The organism is Mycobacterium sp. NPDC051804 (assembly GCF_044452905.1).
Classification (GTDB): domain Bacteria; phylum Actinomycetota; class Actinomycetes; order Mycobacteriales; family Mycobacteriaceae; genus Mycobacterium.
In genome coordinates, this window is the sequence record NZ_JBITCD010000006.1 from 22,365 (window position 1) to 40,432 (window position 18,068).

Annotated in this window: 14 protein-coding genes and 1 pseudogene; 1 reads left to right on the forward strand and 14 read right to left on the reverse strand. The window is 66.2% G+C overall.

Features of this window, described 5'->3' with window-relative positions; genetic code table 11:
• Window positions 1-177 precede the first annotated feature (177 nt).
• Window positions 178-1,278, forward strand: a complete 1,101-nt coding sequence (locus ACIA48_RS22955) for a glutamate--cysteine ligase (RefSeq protein ID WP_396736922.1) — start codon at window positions 178-180, stop codon at window positions 1,276-1,278.
• Here the strand turns inward: ACIA48_RS22955 and ACIA48_RS22960 are convergent.
• The 14 genes and pseudogenes from ACIA48_RS22960 to pks2 all read right to left on the reverse strand — a co-directional run bounded on the left by ACIA48_RS22960 (window position 1,275) and on the right by pks2 (window position 17,851).
• The gene (locus ACIA48_RS22960; protein ID WP_396736925.1) at window positions 1,275-1,985 is read right to left on the reverse strand and encodes an anti-sigma factor domain-containing protein; all 711 of its coding nucleotides are present in this window, start codon (window positions 1,983-1,985) and stop codon (window positions 1,275-1,277) included. The two genes, ACIA48_RS22955 and ACIA48_RS22960, sit on opposite strands and share 4 nt — an antisense overlap.
• Window positions 1,982-2,563, reverse strand: coding sequence for a sigma-70 family RNA polymerase sigma factor (locus ACIA48_RS22965; RefSeq protein ID WP_396736928.1), 582 nt, complete (start codon window positions 2,561-2,563; stop codon window positions 1,982-1,984). The genes ACIA48_RS22960 and ACIA48_RS22965 overlap by 4 nt, the downstream gene beginning before the upstream one ends.
• Window positions 2,560-3,345 carry a DUF1295 domain-containing protein gene (locus ACIA48_RS22970; RefSeq protein WP_396738421.1) on the reverse strand — a complete coding sequence of 262 codons (786 nt, stop codon included), beginning with the start codon at window positions 3,343-3,345 and terminating at the stop codon, window positions 2,560-2,562. Before ACIA48_RS22970 ends, ACIA48_RS22965 begins: the two co-directional genes overlap by 4 nt.
• The gene (locus ACIA48_RS22975; RefSeq protein ID WP_396736931.1) at window positions 3,342-4,616 is read right to left on the reverse strand and encodes a class I SAM-dependent methyltransferase; all 1,275 of its coding nucleotides are present in this window, start codon (window positions 4,614-4,616) and stop codon (window positions 3,342-3,344) included. The genes ACIA48_RS22970 and ACIA48_RS22975 overlap by 4 nt, the downstream gene beginning before the upstream one ends.
• Window positions 4,613-5,353, reverse strand: coding sequence for a DUF1365 domain-containing protein (locus ACIA48_RS22980; protein WP_396736934.1), 741 nt, complete (start codon window positions 5,351-5,353; stop codon window positions 4,613-4,615). Before ACIA48_RS22980 ends, ACIA48_RS22975 begins: the two co-directional genes overlap by 4 nt.
• Entirely contained in the window at window positions 5,347-6,639 is a 1,293-nt protein-coding gene (locus ACIA48_RS22985) for an NAD(P)/FAD-dependent oxidoreductase (protein WP_396736937.1), read from the reverse strand. Before ACIA48_RS22985 ends, ACIA48_RS22980 begins: the two co-directional genes overlap by 7 nt.
• 45 nt (window positions 6,640-6,684) lie before the next feature.
• Window positions 6,685-7,749: a poly-gamma-glutamate hydrolase family protein gene (locus tag ACIA48_RS22990; RefSeq protein WP_396736940.1), complete on the reverse strand. Its 1,065-nt coding sequence runs from the start codon at window positions 7,747-7,749 to the stop codon at window positions 6,685-6,687.
• Entirely contained in the window at window positions 7,749-8,975 is a 1,227-nt protein-coding gene (locus ACIA48_RS22995) for an Nramp family divalent metal transporter (RefSeq protein WP_396736943.1), read from the reverse strand. Before ACIA48_RS22995 ends, ACIA48_RS22990 begins: the two co-directional genes overlap by 1 nt.
• A gap of 76 nt (window positions 8,976-9,051) precedes the next feature.
• On the reverse strand, window positions 9,052-9,207 hold the full coding sequence (locus tag ACIA48_RS23000) for a hypothetical protein (protein WP_396736945.1): 156 nt from the start codon (window positions 9,205-9,207) through the stop codon (window positions 9,052-9,054).
• A gap of 116 nt (window positions 9,208-9,323) precedes the next feature.
• Entirely contained in the window at window positions 9,324-9,626 is a 303-nt protein-coding gene (locus tag ACIA48_RS23005) for a hypothetical protein (protein WP_396736948.1), read from the reverse strand.
• A gap of 32 nt (window positions 9,627-9,658) precedes the next feature.
• Window positions 9,659-9,973, reverse strand: a complete 315-nt coding sequence (locus tag ACIA48_RS23010) for a hypothetical protein (protein WP_396736951.1) — start codon at window positions 9,971-9,973, stop codon at window positions 9,659-9,661.
• A 31-nt stretch (window positions 9,974-10,004) separates the two neighbouring features.
• Window positions 10,005-10,127, reverse strand: a pseudogene (locus ACIA48_RS23015) (diacylglycerol kinase); the annotation flags it as partial.
• A gap of 161 nt (window positions 10,128-10,288) precedes the next feature.
• Window positions 10,289-11,080: an SDR family oxidoreductase gene (locus ACIA48_RS23020; RefSeq protein WP_396736954.1), complete on the reverse strand. Its 792-nt coding sequence runs from the start codon at window positions 11,078-11,080 to the stop codon at window positions 10,289-10,291.
• A gap of 483 nt (window positions 11,081-11,563) precedes the next feature.
• Window positions 11,564-17,851, reverse strand: coding sequence for a sulfolipid-1 biosynthesis phthioceranic/hydroxyphthioceranic acid synthase (gene pks2, locus ACIA48_RS23025; RefSeq protein ID WP_396736957.1), 6,288 nt, complete (start codon window positions 17,849-17,851; stop codon window positions 11,564-11,566).
• Window positions 17,852-18,068: the final 217 nt, after the last annotated feature.

Sequence of the window (18,068 nt, forward strand, 5' to 3'; positions counted from 1 at the left end):
GCTGATCGTAGGAGTTCGCAGGCCGAGGTTTAGCCGGAGTCGGTAACGGGCATGACTCTGCCGCCGACTTCGTACCCCGGAGTCGCCCAACTCAGGACTTGTCACCCCGATCCGGTCCGTCGTGAGCCTGCCTCCGACGGACCGGATCAATTTTCAGACTGGATCAATTTTCAGACCATGGCCACTCATCCCACGATCGGCGTCGAGGAGGAATTCCTGCTCGCCGATCCCGCATCAGGTGAGCCCGTTGCCGTCAACAAGACGGTCGCCGGTCACGCCGCCGACCGCGGGGTGGAGTTGCAGCTCGAGCTGACCAGCTGTCAGGTCGAGACCGCCACCGACGTGGTCGGCGGCACCCGCGAACTGACCGACCAGCTGCTCAGGCTGCGCCGCATCACCGCGGAGGCAGCCGAGGCTGCCGGTGCCCGGCTGTTGGCCGTCGGGCTGCCGCCCACCGTGCCGCACGAGTTCCCGATCACCGACACCCCGCGCTATCGCAGGATTGCCGAAGCGCACGGAATGATCGCCCACGAACAGGGCATCTGCGGCGCCCATGTGCACGTCGCCGTGCCCAGCCGGGAGGTCGCGATCCGGGTGAGCAACCGGCTGCGGCCCTGGCTTCCGCTGTTGCTTGCGCTGTCCGCGAACTCGGCGATCTACCGCAACACCGACACCGGATACGCCAGCTGGCGCAGTGTGCTGTGGGCGCGTTGGCCCAGTGCCGGGCCGCCGCCTCAGTTCGACTCCGTCGACGAGTACGACGCCGTCGTACAGATGATGATCCGGGCGGGCGCCGCGCTGGACGATGGCATGGTTTATTGGGACGTTCGGCCCTCGGCGAACTTCCCGACCGTCGAGGTCCGCGTCGCCGACGTGCCGGCTACGGTGGCCGATACGGTGCTGCTAGGGGCGTTGGTACGCGCCGCGGTCATGACGGCGCTGGACGACGAGCGGCAGCGACAACCGGTGCCCCCGTTGACAGCACATGCGCTGCGGGCCGCCTACTGGAAGTCTGCCCGCGACGGCCTCGATGGCGAAGCGCTGGACCTGACCGAGGGCCACGAGTGCGCGCCCGCGCCAATGTTGTTGCGCCGCATGGTCGAGCACCTGCGGCCCGCGCTCGAGGCGGTCGGCGACTACGACCTCGTCACCAGCGGACTGGACCGCGTCGCCGAACACGGCAACGGGGCGACGCGACAACGGCGGGCGTGGCAGCGCGGTCACGACGTCGCCGATGTGATCGCCGAGGCCGCCGCGGCCACCCTCGAGGGAATCTAGGCCAGCGGCAGTGCCGCGAATGGCTCCGTGGTCGGCATCAGTGAACCGCCGGTCGGCTCGATGGTGAAGGCCAGCGTGCCCGACCCGTCGAGATCCGGCAGCACTGCGGTGGTCGATGGCGCAACGGCCTGCGCGTCCATGGTGCCCGCCGAATGCGGCCCCTCGTCGTTGATCAACCACATTTGGTAGACGGTGCCGGTCTCCGGAGGCGCCACGTTGTTCATCACCAGCACGCCGGCGTTCTTCTCGCGGGAGAACACGACGGTCGCTGTTCCGCCGCCGGGAATTTCGCCGGACACGGTACGCACATCTGGCGCGGCGAAAATCTGCTCCGCCGTCGACACCGTCGGTGCGGGCCGCAGCGCATAACCGACGCCGAGTGCACCGAGTCCGATGATGACCGCCGCCGCGGCAGCCAGAATCGTCGCCCGCCAAGGCCTGGGCTTGCGTCGCAACGGCACGACCGGCGCCGCGTTGATCTCGGCGAGGACGCGGTCGCGGAGTTCGTACGGCGGCTCGACGGCAGTGGCGGCCGAGATCACCGCCATGGTCTCGCGCACCGCACGAACCTCGTCGTCGAAGGCCCGCGCGACGTCGGCTGGTGCGTCGGCGAGACGCCGGTCGATGTCGGCGCGCTCGGCCTCGGGCATCGCATGCAGCGCATACGGCGTCGCGAGTCCGGTCAGATCGTCTATTGGTTGAGTCATGTCAGTCCCAAACACCTGCGTAGGCCGCGGATGGCGTCACGCATCCGCGATTTGATCGTCGCGAGGTTGGCCGACAGCCGCTCGGACACCTGCACGTAGGTCAGGCCGTCGTAATAGGCGAGGTGAATGGCCTCTCGCTGGGTATCGGTCAGTGAGCCGAGACAGTCGGTCACCTGACGCCGCTCGTCACTCAGAATCACCGACTCGGCGACCTGGTCCGACGGCGGCTCGACGTTGGCAGCGCCATAGCGGGATTCGCGCTGGCTTGCGGCCTGCTCGGAACGCACCCGGTCCACGGCCCGGCGATGCGCGAGCGTCATCAGCCACGACAACGGGGACCCCGCCGCGGGATTGTAGGCATCCGCAGTGCGCCACACCTGCAGATAGATGTCCTGGGTGGTTTCCTCGCTGTAGCCGGGATCGCGCAGAACCCGGGTGACCAGGCCGAATACCCGCGCCCGGGTCTGGTCGTAGAACTCCGCGAACGCGTCGACGTCCTGTCGGGCCACTTGGCGCAACAGTTCGTCGAGGTCCCTGGTCACAAGCCGTAGCCTATCGACCGGTGCAATCAGCGTCACGTTATTCGCGATCTAGGCGGTCGCGGTACGAAAAATGAAGTACGCGAACGATATTCATGGAAGCCGTCGCGATTCGCCATGTACTTCTCGGTGAGTCGCGCGCCGGTGGCATACACCAGGAAATACGTCATGACCACCGGCGACAGCACAGTGACGAGCGAAACTGCGCCCGCGATACTGGCCAGCCACAGCCCCCACCACACGCATGCGTCGCCGAAGTAGTTGGGATGCCGTGTCCACGCCCACAGACCGCGGTCCATGATGACGCCCTTGTTGGCCGGGTCAGCCTTGAACTGGCGCAACTGGTGGTCTCCGACGGCCTCGAAGAGCAGGCCGACCGCCCATACGGCCACGCCGGCGATCAGCACCGGACGCAGAATCGCAGGCGTCGGGCCGAGAACAGCCGAAAGTTGCAGCGGCAGTGAGACAAACCATGTCGCCGCCGCCTGGATCAGGAACACCTTGCGGATCACATGACCCGCCGAGAAATCGCCGCGCAGCAGATCCCGATAGCGCGGATCTTCGCCCTTGCCGGCCGATTTGAGGGTCATGTGCCACGCGAGTCGCAGTCCCCATACCGCGACAAGGATCAGCAGCAGGAATCGTCTGAACGCGTCACCTGTGCCGGCTACGGCGGCGACAGCGGCGACCGCGACGAAACCCACACCCCAGGCGGTGTCGACGACGTTGTAGCGGCCGATCCGACGGCCGATCAGGAACGTGGTGGTGTGGACGACGACCAGGATCGCCAGCGACGCCGCGGAGACGACGAAGAGATTCATCTCTGATGTCCCGACGGTGCGAATGTCCATTGATAGATGTCGAGATATCCCGATCGGAAGCCGGCCTCGGAGTAGGCGAGGTAGAGCTCCCACATCCGGTGGAACACGTCGTCGAAACCCAACTCCGCCAGGGTGTCCCGGCGCTCGACAAAGCGCTCCCGCCACAACCGTAGCGTCTCGGCGTAGTGCGGTTGCAGGGAGTACATGTCGACGGTGCGCAGTCGGGTTGTGGACCCGGTGATGCCTAGGATCGCCTCGGTCGACGGCAGCAGACCGCCGGGGAAGATGTACTTCTGGATCCAGGTGTAGGTGTTGCGACTGGCCAGCATCCGGTCGTGCGGCATGGTGATGGCCTGGATCGCGACCCGCCCGTCGGGCGCCACCAGGCGGTCGAGCGTCTGAAAGTACGTGGGCCAGAACGGGTATCCGACCGCTTCGACCATCTCGATCGAGACGACGGCGTCGTAGGAGCCTTCGACGTCGCGGTAGTCGCTCAGGTCGATCTCGACCAGGTCGGAAAATCCCGCGTCGGCCACCCGCCGCTGCGCCAGTCGTTGTTGCTCGGCCGACAGGGTGACCGAACGGATGTGTGCGCCACGCCTCGCGGCGCGGATGCATAGTTCACCCCAGCCGGTGCCTATCTCGAGTACCTGGCTGTTCGGTCCGACGCCCGCGGCGTCGAGGAGGCGGTCGATCTTCCGCCGTTGCGCGTCGGCGAGGCCCGACTCATGGGCGGGCAGGGATTCGAAGAGCGCACTCGAGTACGTCATGGTTTCGTCGAGGAACTCGGCGAACATAATGTTCGATAGATCGTAGTGGTCGGCGATGTTGCGACGGGCCTGTCGACGGCTGTTGTACTGCGACCGCGGCGGACGTACGACGGCGAGCGGCCGGAACCGCTGCAGAACAGGGGGAATCAGCTCCGTCAGCCGCTTGCCGAACTCGGTGAGCAGACCCGCGATGTCCGTGGAGCTCCAGTCGCCGGCCATATACGACTCGCCGAAACCGATGAGGCCGTAACGGCCGACGCGGCGCACCATCGCCTCGGGCCGGTGCACGACCATAGTAGGCAGGGTGGGGTCCGCTGCACCGACGACCGTGCCGTCGGGGTAGACGACGCGGATCGGCAACCGCGACGCCGCGCGGCGGAACAACCGATCGGCGATCGCACCCGTTGCGACGCTGACTGGACCGTCCGGCACCCGCGCCACAGCCGGCCATCTGTCGGAATCGATTGTGGCCGAGGAGACTGACGTCAGATCGATCGTCACGACTGGTGGACTCTTTCCTTTTCGTTGGACTTACGAGGCACGACGGGAACTCGTCGCAGCCAGAGCGTGATGCCCTGTATTCGGATACCGATCGAGCCCATCAAGGGAGCCACCGGCGCCACCAGCTGCAGTCGCAGGATCTCCGCAATGCTTGCGTGCCTGCGCTTTCCGCGCATGGTGACGACGAAGGCCGGCTGATTCTCACGGTGCAACGAGATTCGCACGTCGAGCTGCTCATCGGGCCGAGGGGCGTTCACCAGGTAGTAACCATCCACCGCGTTGAACGGCGAGACGTACAGCTTCTTCATCACGATCGTGGGATGGTCACTGTCGGGCGGAAGCAGGTAGGCGTGGCGACCGCCGTAGGTGTTGTGCACCTCGGCGATGACGTGGCGCAGCGTCCCGTCTGCGTCGTGACACCAGTAGATGCTGAGCGGATTGAACACGTATCCGAGGACCCGGGCCTGCAGCAGCGCGGTGACGCGGCCACCGTTCAAGTCGATGCCGCGTTCGGCGAGGAACGCGTCGACACGTTGCCGCAGTGTGGCATTCGGTCCGTCGACCGCACTGAAGTGATCGCTGGCCTCGAACCGAGCGAATGGCCGCAGCCATCCGGGCAGCTTCGGCAAGTTGTCAATGTCGACGTACCAGCTGTACCCGCGATGCTCGAAGTAGTGGTGCACTGGTGCGCGGCGCAGATGGGTGATCCGCGTGCGATAGATGGCCGAATTCAGCATGTCACCGCCTCGCGAGCAGTGGCGGGCCAATCGACTCCGAGGTGCTGGGCCGCCCGCACTCCGGAAACCGCACCGTCTTCATGGAATCCCCAGCCGTGGTAGGCGCCGGCGAACACCATGCGGTCGTCGTTCAACGTCGGTAAAAGCTGTTGAGCGGCAACAGAGGTCGGCGTGTACATCGGGTGGCTGTACGTCATCTCGGTGAGCACACTGGCAGGGTCGACACGGTCCTGTCCGCCGAGCGTCACCAGAATCCGCGGGGCGTCATCGAGGCGCATCAGCCGGCTCACGTCGTAGGTGACCATCACCGGTGCGTCGCCGGACGTGGCCAGGTAGTTCCAGGACGCGCGGGCGCGGCGGTGCCTGGGGAGCACCGATTCGTCGGTGTGGAGTTGCGCGTGGTTTGTGCTGTACTCAATGGCGCCGAGTATCGACCGCTGCGCCGATGTCGGTTCGGCAAGCATCTGCAACGCCTGGTCGGGATGTGTGGCGATGACGACGGCGTCGTAGCTTCGAGGCGTGCTGATCCCGTCTGACACCTCGACGCCGTCGGGCCGCCGTCGCACCGAGCGCACCGCCGCGCCGATACGCACCTCGTCGATGACTTGGGCCACCGCGTCGACGTATGTGGCGGAACCGCCGACCACCGTCCGCCAGGTGGGCGAGTTGAAGACGGACAGCATGCCGTGGTGCTCCAGGAACACGAACAAATACCGCGCCGGATAGTTCAGCGACTGGCCCGGCGGCGCCGACCACACCGCGGCGATGAGCGGCGTCATGAAGTGGTCGACGAAGAACTGGGAGAAGCCGTGGCGGTCCAGGAATTCGCCGACGGTCGCCTCGTCCGCGTCGCTCTCGAGCAGGCGCTGCGCCGCCCGGTGGAATCGCTTGACCTCAGCCAGCATGTAGAGGTAGCGCGGGCGGGTCAGCGACGACAACGACGGGAACAGCCCGCCGATCCCGCGGGCGCCCGCGTACTCGAGCCCGCTCGCGTCGTCGCGAACTGACATCGACATGTCGGTGTCGCGGGTGGCGATGCCGAGTTCGTCGAACAGCCGGCACAGCGTGGGGTACGTGCGGTCGTTGTGTACGAGGAACGCCGAGTCGACGCCGGTGGTGCGGCCGTCGTCCTGCCCAAGGGCAATCTGGTGGGTGTGGGCATGGCCGCCCAGCCGGGAGTCGGCCTCGTAGAGGGTCACGCGGTTGCGCTGCGCCAGAACATAGGCGGCGACCAGGCCTGACACTCCGCTGCCGATGACGGCGACGGTGCGCTCGTCGGGATGCATGAAAGCCACATCCCGTATTCGGAGCCGGGGAAAGACCGGATGGCTCTAACCGGGGGGAAGTTCCCAAGAACGCGCGGCCGCGGCCAGCCCCTGCACCAAAGTCGAGGTCGCCGGGGAGATGCCGTCGTCTCCGGGCAACTGGCTGCGCGGACTGATGCCCCGAACCCGCGGCGTGAGTTCGAGCTGTGCGCCGCCCCCGCGCACGCGGTTCACCGGGTTGTCGGGGTGTAGGCCCCGCAGCTCACGGGGGATCGAATCGATGTCGGTGATCATCTGATACCCCGGGACGGTGACGTGCTGCGCGAGATGTTCGGCCAGCGGGCGGTTGCGTCCGCCGGCCAGCAGGTGAGTGCTGCGGCCGATTCGCCCGTACCCGTGGAGCGACACCGCGACGTCGACGTGGTCGAGGAACTCGGCGAGTCGTTCGGACTCCGCAGCGTGATACCGCGCCGACGACAGGTGGTGTGGGTAGTGGTCGGGATGGCGCACGACATACAGCGAAGCGTGCGCGGCATCGGCGGCGCGCTCGGCGATGACGTCGGTCATCTGCTCAAGGCCGCCGCCGTGGATGGCCATGAATCCGAACCGCGACCGCAGCGTGAGTTCCTCGGTGACGCCCGGGTCCGCGAGTAGTTCCGAAAGTGTCTGTGGTGGGGGCGAATTCGGCTTAGCAGTGCTGCCGGGCCACTGGGTGGGATCCCACCGCTTGAGGAAGTCCACCCATCGCTGGGGTAGGCCGTGGTGCAGGGCGCCGTCGATGATGCGTTCAAGGTAGCCCTCTCGCGGCGGTCCCGGTTCGACGCGATGATCGATGTAGACCCACGCCTGGTGCGAGCCGTCGTCGGTGTGCACCGTGAGCCGGTCCCGGCGATACCGAACCGGCACGCCTTCTGCGCTGTCGAGGGTGGCGAGATCGTTGTCGGTCAGCTGCCACATGACACCGTGTACCTGCGAGCCGTCGAACTGTTCGACGGTCGCCACGCCGCGCTCGTTGATCAGCCAGTCGTGGTCGGCCAGCGTCGCCGGCCGCGGGTCGACCGCGCCGGGGCACCGCTGCGCCATCTGCCGAACGCACACGTTCGACCCGTAGGCGAAGTACGTGTGTCGCATCAGCCCTTGACGGTGAGATAGATGAGCACCACATTCAGCACAGTAATCAATGCAGCGACAAGCCACCCGAGAGCTGTCGTCACGCCGTGGTTGGTGTCGTCGCCCATCAGCGCGCGATCGCTGGTCAGACGTACCAAGGGGATCAGCGCGAACGGGATTCCGAAAGACAGCACCACCTGGGACAAGACCAGCGCGCGGCTCGGATCGACGCCGATTGCGAGGATCACCAGCGCGGGCACGAGGGTGATGAGCCGGCGCGCCACCATCGAAATGGACACGTGCAGCAAGCCCTGCATGATCATCGCGCCTGCGTAGGCGCCCACCGACGACGACGCGAGACCCGAAGCGAGCAATCCGATCGCGAACAACAGAGCGACTGTCGGGCCCAACGTGTCGCTGACCGCGGCGTGGGCGCCCTCGATCGAGTCCGTGTTGTCGCGGCCCTGCAGGTTCGTCGCCGCCACCAGCAGCATCGACAGGTTGACCGCACCCGCGACAACCATGGCGATGCCGACATCCCAGCGGGTGACGCGCAGCAGCATGCGGCGCGTGGGGCCCGGTTCGGGATGCCCGTGGCGGTCGCGGGCGAGACCGGAGTGCAGGTACACCGCGTGCGGCATCACGGTCGCGCCGAGCATCGCCGCGGCGATCAGGACGCTCTCGGGGCCCGCGAACATCGGCACGAGACCGGCGGCGGCCTCATCCGCCGGTGGCGGTGCGACGAACAGGCTCGTGAAGAATCCGATCGCGATGACCAGCAGGAGGCCGGTGATGACCCGCTCGAACATCTGCTGACCGCGGCGGTCCTTGACCACCAGCAGCAACAGCGACACGGCGCCGGTGATCACGCCGCCGGTGAGAAGTGGCAGATCGAAGAGCAGGTACAGCGCGATAGCGCCGCCCACCACCTCGGCGAGATCCGTTGCCATCGCGACCAATTCGGCCTGCAGCCAGTAGGCCAGCCGGGTTGGGCGTCGCATTCTGTTGCCGACGGCTTCGGGCAGCGACTGCCCGCTGACCAGACCGAGCTTCGCCGATAGATATTGCACCAGACAGGCCATCGCGTTGGCCGCGACGATAACCCACACCAGTAGAAAACCGAATTGCGCGCCGGCGCTGACATTGGCAGCGACGTTGCCGGGGTCGACGTAGGCGATCGCGGCGACGAACGCCGGTCCGAGCAGCAGCCATTTCGGCTGCACCCGCACGTCAACGCCCTGCGCCACCAACCCACCTTTCTATCGGAACAACGAATAGAAAAGTTAGGTTAGCCGAAACCTCCGACGTGAAACTAGTGGGGTGTCACCAGTCCCAGCCGCCGATCCCGATGACGAGACCGCCGCCCCACGGCCCCCAACCGCCCCAGTCGTTGATCGGCTGAGGCGAGGTGACGATCTGAGAGCTGCCGTTGGTCTGACACTGTGTCGTGTACGGAGCGGTGTTGGTGCATTCGGGCATTGCAGCAGCTGCCGGCGCGAGGGCGACAGCGCATGCGCCTGTCAATGCGAAAAGTGTTGCGGTATAACGAATCCTGGACCGCATTGTGGGCCTCCTTGGGCCGCGGTATTGGGTGATCAGCGGCCGCCGTGGCCGCCGCCACCGCCGTGGTAACCGCCACCGCCCATGATCAGAGCGGGGCCGTAGAACTCGTCGTCCCACGGATACAGATATGTCGGTTGGGCGGGGGTGGCATTGATGGAGACATTGCCCGGGGTCGCGCATTCGGTCGTCGAGCCGCCGATGGCCTCAGCTCCACCGGTGTTGACGCATTGGGGCACCGTCGAACCGGTTTGGGCGCCTGCGATGGGCGCGGCGATAGCCGTACTTGCGCAGATGCCTACGAAAAGCGTTGCTAGGTAGCGAATGTCAATTCGCAAGGGTGGCTCCTAGGCCGTAACCAAGACCCCGATCAGGGAAAGAACAAGCCGGGCTCGCCCCACATGTCGCCCCACGGGCCGACGTACTCCTGCTGGGCGGGCGTGTCATTGATCTGCACGTTGCCCGGCGTTGCGCACTCGGTCGCGGAGCCGCCGAGGGCTGCGGATCCGCCCTCGTTGACGCATTGTGGGAGACCCGACGCCTGTGGACGCTGCTCCTGTATAGGGGCAGGCGCAGGCGCAGGTTCGGGCGCCGGTTGGGCGCTGGCCGCGGGGGCGGCCAAGATTGCGGCCGCTGCTCCGGCAGCGGCAAACGGCGGAGTTAGGAATCGAAGTGTGGTCCGCATAGGCGCGCGCCCTTCTTAAGTGTTCCCCGGCTTAGTGCACAGAGTACAACCCTTTTCCGGTGATCAGCGGAAGGTCAAGTGTGGTCCTGATGCCGGCCGGAGCGGCGACCACCGCGGGGATCGCGTTGACGATGCGGGCGGCCGTTGCGACCCCCGTCGAGACGTCAAGCCCGGCAAGCTCTCCGGCGCCCTTACCGGCCTTGGAATCCGAGGACACCCTCACGCCGGTCAGCACGGCGTCGAGCAGCTAGGTCAGTGCGTGGCGTCCGACGTTGCCGGTGCCGATGGCGGCGACTGTGATGGGCATGCAGTTCCTCACAGATCCGGGATGGGCAGGTCGAGGTTCGGAAAGGTGAGGCCGCCGTCGACCTCGAGCGTCTTACCGGTCAGGTAGGACCCGGCGGGGGAGGCCAGGTACACCGCGGCCGCGGCGATGTCCTCGGGATCACCCAATCTGCGCATGGGCGTGGCCTTTTCCATCGGTTGACGCAGTTCGTCGTTGGAGGCGACCACGTCGAGCGCCGAGGTGAGGATCGATCCGGGGGCGATCGCGTTGACGCGAATCTTGGGGCACAGGTCCAACGCGGTGAGGCGGGTGTAGTGCGCGAGCGCGGCCTTCGCGGTGCCGTAAGCGGCGAAACCGCGGCCGGCTTCGCGGCCCATCGTCGACGTGATGTTGATGATGCTGCCGCCGCCGGAATGCTCGAGCATCAGCGGGACGGCGGCGGTGGTGAGTGCGTGCGCGGTGGCGACGTTGAACGTGAAGGCGTCGCGAAGGTCCTTGGTGGACGTGGTCAGCAGCGTGTTGGGCATGGTGCCGCCGACGTTGTTCACGACGATGTCTAGTTTGCCGAAGGCCTCGATGGCCTCCGCCGCCAGCTTGGCGGTGTCCTCGGGGTGGGCGAGGTCGGCGACCACGACGTGAGCTTTGCGGCCGACACCCTTGATCTGTTCGGCCACCTCTTCGAGTTGCGACTGCGTGCGGGCGGCAATGACCACGTCAGCACCGGCTTCCGCGAAGGCCAGCGCCATCGCAGCCCCGAGGCCACGGCCTGCGCCGGTGACGACCGCGACGTGGTCGTCCAGCCGAAATCTGTCCAGAATCACGATCGTTTCCTTCCGTCGCCCCGGCGAACCTTAGCAATACTAGGCAGCACCGGGTGAGCAGTTTCTGAAACACGTTCTAATTTCGGCGCGGCCGGTCGGGCAGCGCTAAGCGTTTGCCGCGTCAGTCGCGCGTCATCCCCGCGCCGAACTGTTGAACTTCACGATCTGTCCACGCGCTTCCCCCTTCTGCATATCCGCCGGCATCCCTGCTCGATCCGGCGCATGTGGACGTGATCCGTTGAGAGCGGCCCTGATTGGACGCGCTTTAGGGCAGATCGGTCGGGAAGATCGGACCAGTCACATCGGGGTACCTGGACCCACGGGGGATACACCGCGTGCTCGTCAAACGTCGCAAACGCTTCGAATTTCGACAACATCGGTATCTGCCCTCGTATGGTCCTAGTTCACGAGGCATGTCGGCGTCACACGCCGATCAAGTCACCGGCCCATCCATGGGTGCAGGCTAAAGCTGACGCATCGCTCTTAACCGGCCTCAGCGGGCGCCAGCTTTTCGCTCAGGAGCCCCGCCAAACCGCGAACGCTGCCAGATGCGACGAGGTCGGAGGCGTTGATGCGTATTCCTGTTTCGGTCTCGATGCGGGTGCGCAGTTCGAGGGCGCCCAACGAGTCCATGCCGTACTCAGCGAGCCCACGGTCGGGATCGACGCTGCGACGCAGGATCAGGCTGACTTGGTCGGAGATAAAACGCCGCAGCCGAGTAGGCCACTCGTCTAGGGGTAGCTCGTTGAGCTCGGCACGCAGTTTGCTGCTGCCCATGGCGTTCTGCCCGGTGGAGCGGAACGCTTCAGCGAAGGGGCTGTGCTGGGCGAAGGCGGACAACCACGGGGTCCCTGTGATCGGCGCATATCCGGTGTAGGCGCGGTCGTGGCGCAACAGCGTCTCGAACGCGTAAGCGCCGTCGTCGGGAGCGATAGCCATGTCTGCGGCGCTCTCCGCTAACGCAGTGGCGCGCCCGATCTGCCCCCAGGCGCCCCATGCGATCGCGGTGGTCGGCAGCCCCTTATTCCGGCGCCACAGAGAGAAGGCGTCCAGCCAGCTGTTGGCTGCGGCGTAGGCGCCCTGCCCGGGCGAGCCCACCAGCGCGGCCGCCGACGAGAACGAGCAGAACCAGTCCAGCGGCTGGTCGGCGGTGGCAGTGTGTAAGTTCCACGCACCGTAAACCTTTGCCGCCCAGTCACGCTCGATGAGTTCGTCGGTGATATTGGTCAGTGTGGCGTCCTCGATGACCGCCGCCGCATGCAGCACACCGCGCACCGCAAGCCCAGTGGAAGTCGCTGTGGCCACCAACCGCTGCGCAGTGTCGGGTTGGGCGATGTCGCCACACTCCACCACCACGTCGACACCGATCGCGCGGATGTGCTCGATCGTTTCGAGTGCCTCGGCAGTAGGCTGCGAGCGCGAGGACAGCACGATACGCCCGCAGCCGCCCGCTGCCATCTTCTCGGCCAAGAACAGCCCCAACCCCCCGAGCCCGCCGGTGATGAGGTAGGCGCCGTCGCGGCGGAAAACCGGGGCCTGCTCCGGCGGCAGCACCACGTTGCTGCGCCCGGCGCGCGGAATGTCGAGAATCAGTTTGCCCGTGTGCTGGGCGCCGCTCATCACCCGAATCGCGGTACCGGCGTCGGCCAGCGGGTAGTGCGTGCTCTCCGGCATAGGCAGCGAGCCGTCCGCGGTGAGCTGGTACACCGTGGTCAGCAAATCTCGCAGCCGGTCCGGGCGGCTGAATGCCAGCAACGCCAGGTCCAGGGCGTAGAACGTCAGGTTGCGCCGGAACGGGAAGAGCCCCAACCGGGTGTCGCCGTAGATGTCGCGTTTGCCGATCTCGACGAATCGTCCTCCGAACGTGAGCAATTCGACGCCCGCGCGCTGGGCGGCGCCGATGACCGAGTTGAGCACGATGTCCACGCCATAGCCGTCGGTGTCGCGGCGAATCTGCTCGGCGAACTCGATGCTGCGCGAGTCGTAGACATGCTCAATACCCATGTCGCGCAATAGTTGCCGACGCTGCTCACTGCCGGCGGTGGCAAAGATCTCGGCCCCCGCGGCGCGAACGATCGCGATCGCTGCCTGGCCGACCCCGCCGGTTGCGGAGTGGATCAGTACCTTGTCGCCGCTACTGATGTGGGCCAAATCGTGCAAGCCGTACCAGGCGGTGGCTGTCGCGGTGGTCACCGCGGCGGCCTGAGCGTCGGTCAGGCCGGCCGGCAGGGGCACAGCCAGGCGCGCGTCGCAGGTGATGAACGTACCCCAGCAGCCGTTGGGGGAAACACCGCCGACATGGTCGCCCACCTTGTGGTCGGTCACCTCTGGTCCGACCGCGGTCACCACTCCGGCAAAATCGGTCCCTAATTGCGGCAGCTGCCCCTCGAAGGCAGGGTAGCGGCCGAATGCGACCAGGACGTCAGCGAAGTTGATGCTGGATGCGCTGACCGCGACCTCGATCTGTCCCGGCCCCGGTGTAACTCGGTCGGACGCAACGAGTTCGATCGACTCCAAATCGCCCGGCGTACGGATTTGCAGGCGCATCCCGTCGTGCTCATGGTTCGCCACGGTGGTGCGTCGCTCTTCGGGGCCCAGCGCACTGAGGGACAACCGCGCGACGTACCACTGGCCCTCTCGCCAGGCGGTCTCGTCTTCTTCGGACCCGCTGAGCAGTTGTTGCGCCAACTGCTCAGCTTCGATGGCTTCGTCCACATCGACCTGGGTGGCGCGCAGATGCGGATGTTCGGTGCCGATCACCCGGACCAGGCCACGCAGCCCAGCTTGTTGCAGGTTGCATCGGTCTCCGGCCAGCACCGTCTGAGCATTGCGGGTCAGGACGTAGAGGCGAGGGGGCTCGCCAGGGAGCTCTGGCAACTCGCGGGCGATATGCACCAGATGCTCCACATACTCGCGGCCTAGCAGCGGGGACTGGTCATCGGCGTCGCCGTTTTTCGGTCCCGTGAGGATCACCACACCGGTGAATCCACCTGCGCGCAAATGGTTTCCAAGCTGTTCCGCGTTGGAGGCGAAGTCGGCATTCTGTGGCCAGCACATGTTGGTGCATTGCGCGCCACTGTTTTTCAGCGCGTCGGTCAACGTGGTGGCCACCACATCCGCGGTGGCGGTGGTGCTGATCAGCAGCCAGGTTCCAGGGTCTGCGTATTCCACGTCGGGCAGTTCCCGCTGCCGCCATTCAATGGTCAGCAGTCGCTCGGCCAGTATCCGATCTTTGTTGGCGGTCTCGGAGGCGCTGGCACTCAATCGCAGCCCCTGCACGGCGAGCAGAACTGCTCCGTGCTCGTCGAGCACGTCGATGTCGGCCTCAACCCCGGACGGATCGGCTTTCGTCACTCGTGTGTAGCAGTAGTGGGCGTCGCGGACAGCAGTGTAGGAGCGGATGCGACGCATACCCAGCGGCAACCCAAACACAGCTTCGCCCAGCGCCTGGACGTCGGGATGGGCCGCAACGGACTGAGTGCAGGCATCCAACAGTGCGGGATGCACGCGGTAAGCGCCTTGCTGTGAGCGGATTTGGCGGGGTAGCGCGACCTCGGCCAGTACGGTTGCCCCGTCGCCGGTGTGCACGGCGCCAAGACCGGCGAACGCCGGACCGTACTGAAGACCACGCTGGTCCAGGCGCATCCGCAGCTCGTCGCCGTCCTCGCGACGCGGGTGTGCGGCAAGTAGCGCGACTGTGTTGTGCGCAGGAGGCTGCTCGTCCTCTGCGGCGTGTAGGACCGCGGTAGCTTGCCGCGTTTGTTCGCCCTGCTGATTTGTCTCCACGGTGAAATCGACGACGCCCGGCGACGACAACGACGCCGAGGCGCCGATCGTGGTCTGCTCATCCAGCAACAGCGCCCGCTCGAATTGGATATCCCGGATCTCAGAAGCCTCGCCCAGCACTGCGTGCGCGGCCGCTAGCGCCATCTCGCAGTAAGCCGCTCCTGGGAACACAACCATATTGCGGACCTGGTGATCGCCCAGCCAGGGCTGGGCTGCGGTGCCGACCTCCCCTTGCCAGACGTGACGCTCCGGTTCCTCCTGCAAGCGCACATGCGAGCCCAGCAACGGATGTACTGATACGGTGCATGCGCCGTGTGTTGGGGATTCCTGACCACCGTCGCGGGTCAACAGCAGCTGACGGTGCGTCCAGCTCGGCAGCGGCGCGTCCAGCAGTCGCCCACTCGGATAGAGCGCGGAGAAGTCGACCGCGGCGCCCGCACAATGCAGATCCGCCACGAAGCCACGTAGCCCGTGCGGCAGTTCTTGCTCGCGACGCATGCCCGCCAGAGCGGCCATTGGCACGTCGACGCTGCGGGCGTTCTGCTCGAGAGGGTGGGTGAGCAGCGGATGTGGTGCCAGCTCGGCGAAGACGCGGTGGCCGTCCTCCAGAGCGGCCTGCACCGCCGCGGCGAACCGCACCGTGCGCCGCAGATTGTCCACCCAATAGCGGGCATCGCACACGGGCTGCTCGCGCGGGTCGAACAGGCTCGTCGAGTACAACGGGACATCTGGTGTCCTTGGGGTCAGCTCGCCCAGGGCCTCGGACAAATCACCCAGGATGGGTTCGACCTGGGGAGTATGCGACGCGATGTCGATGGACACCTCGCGGGCCATCACGTCGCGCTGCTCCCACTCAGCGACCAGCTCGCGCACGGTCTGAGGGGCCCCGCCGATCACCGTGGACTCCGGGGAGGCCACCACCGCGATCACGACGTCATTGATTCCGCGGGCCATCAGCTCGGAAAGCACCTGCTGGGCAGGCAACACCACCGACGCCATCGCCCCGGAACCGGCGATGCTGGCCATCAGCCGCGAGCGGCGGCAAATGACACGTACCCCGTCTTCCAGGGACAGCGCCCCCGCAACCACCGCCGCGGCGGTCTCTCCCAAGGAGTGCCCGATCACCGCGCCCGGGCGCACTCCGTAGGACTTCATGGTGGCCGCCATCGCAACCTGCATGGCGAAGAGTGTTGGCTGCACGCGGTCAACGCCGGTCACCACCTCGGGCGCCGTCATCGCCTCGGTCACCGAGAACCCGGACTCCTCGGCTATCAGCGGCTCGACAGCAGCGATGGTGGCGGCGAACACGGGCTCGTTGGCCAGCAGGGCAGCACCCATTCCGGCCCATTGCGACCCATGTCCGGAGAACACCCACACCGGTCCGCAGTCGTCTTGGCCGGATGCGGCCTGGTAGGGCGCGTCACCCTCGGTGACCTCACGCAACCCTGCCGTCAGCTCCTGGAGACTGCCGGCGAAGACCGCCGTGCGCACCGGCCGGTGCCCACGCCGGCGCGCCAGCGTGTAGGCGAGATCCGGCAACGCCACGTCGGCATGTGCTTGCACCCAGTCGGCCAGCTGGCCGGCGGTGCGGCGCAGTTCGTCGGCCGAGGTGGACGACAGCGCAAACAGCAGTGGTGCCCTCGTTGCCGCTTCGGCTTCCCTCTCGTGTTGCGCGTTGGTTTCTGGGGTCGCGGGAGCTTGCTCCAAAATCGCATGGGCGTTTGTTCCCGAGAACCCGTACGCAGACACCGCCGCTCGCCGCGGGGCTTGATGACCGTTGCTGGGCCACGGCGTATTTTCCTGCGGCACAAAGAGATTGGTCTGGATTTCGGCGAGCTTATCGGGCAGGCGGGAAAAGTGGAGATTCTGGGGAACCACACCATGCTGTACGGCGAGGACCGCCTTGACGAAGCCCATTGTTCCCGAGGTCGACTGGTTATGTCCGAAATTGGTCTTCGCCGAGGCGAGCGCGCAGGGGCCTTCGATGCCGTAAACCTCGGCCAGGCTGGCATATTCTATCGGGTCACCCACCGGGGTGCCGGTGCCGTGTGCTTCCACCATGCCGACGGTCGCCGCGTCCACGCCCGCCGCATCCAATGCGGCCCGATAGGCCGCGGCCTGCTGGGGAAGCGACGGCGTGGTGATGGTCACCGTGCGGCCATCGTTGTTCAGGGCACTTCCGCGCACCACCGCCAAGATGCGATCACCGTCGCGCAGCGCATCCGGTAACCGCTTGAGTAGCACCATGACGGCACCCTCCCCGGACGCAAACCCGTCCGCGGCGTCGTCGAACGCATGGCAGTGTCCGGTCGGAGATAGCATGCCGCCCGCCGATCCCGCGGAGGATTTCCGTGGATCCAACGTCACCGTGGCGCCGCCGGCCAGCGCAAGGTCGGATTCGCCGTCATGCAGGCTGCGACATGCCATATGCACAGTGACCAGGCCAGACGAGCATGCGGTATCCACCGTCATCGCCGGAGCGCGTAGGTCCATGGCGTAGGCGATCCGCCCGGACGCCATACAGTCACTGTTGCCCAAGAATCCGTAGGCGCCCTCCAAGGAGTGGGCTTCGGCTGCCACCAATAAGTAGTCGCCATGCGTCAAACCCACATACACACTGGTCCGCGAGCCGGCCAGAGTTGTTGGGCTGATACCCGCGTGCTCCACTGCCTCCCAAGAGGTTTCCAGCAACAAGCGATGCTGCGGGTCGATCGCAGTCGCCTCCCGGTCGTTGATTCCGAAGAACTCGGAATCAAAGCCGGCAACGTCATCGAGGAATGAGCCCCACTTCGACACCGACCGCCCCGGCACCCCGGGCTCGGGGTCGTAGTACTCCTCCATGTCCCAGCGGTCGGGCGGAATTTCGGTAATCAGGTCATCGCCGCGCAACAACGCTTCCCACAACTTTTCCGGTGAGTTGATGCCCCCGGGAAGTCGGCACGCCATGCCGATGACGGCAATCGGAGTGGCTGGCGTAGTGCCCATGTTGGGCGAAGAAGCCGCTGAAGCTGAGCGACTCACACCATCATCGATCGCCCCGAATAATGCCATTCCGCCTCCTCATAGCAACGACTACATAGCCATGTCCGCTGGTTAACCCAAGACGCGGCAACTACCCGGGGCGCTCCATCTACGCCGAGATTTCGTCCCCCCGTCAGGCGCTTCGGTGCACGCCAGCGGCCCAGATGGCGGGGACGACGGT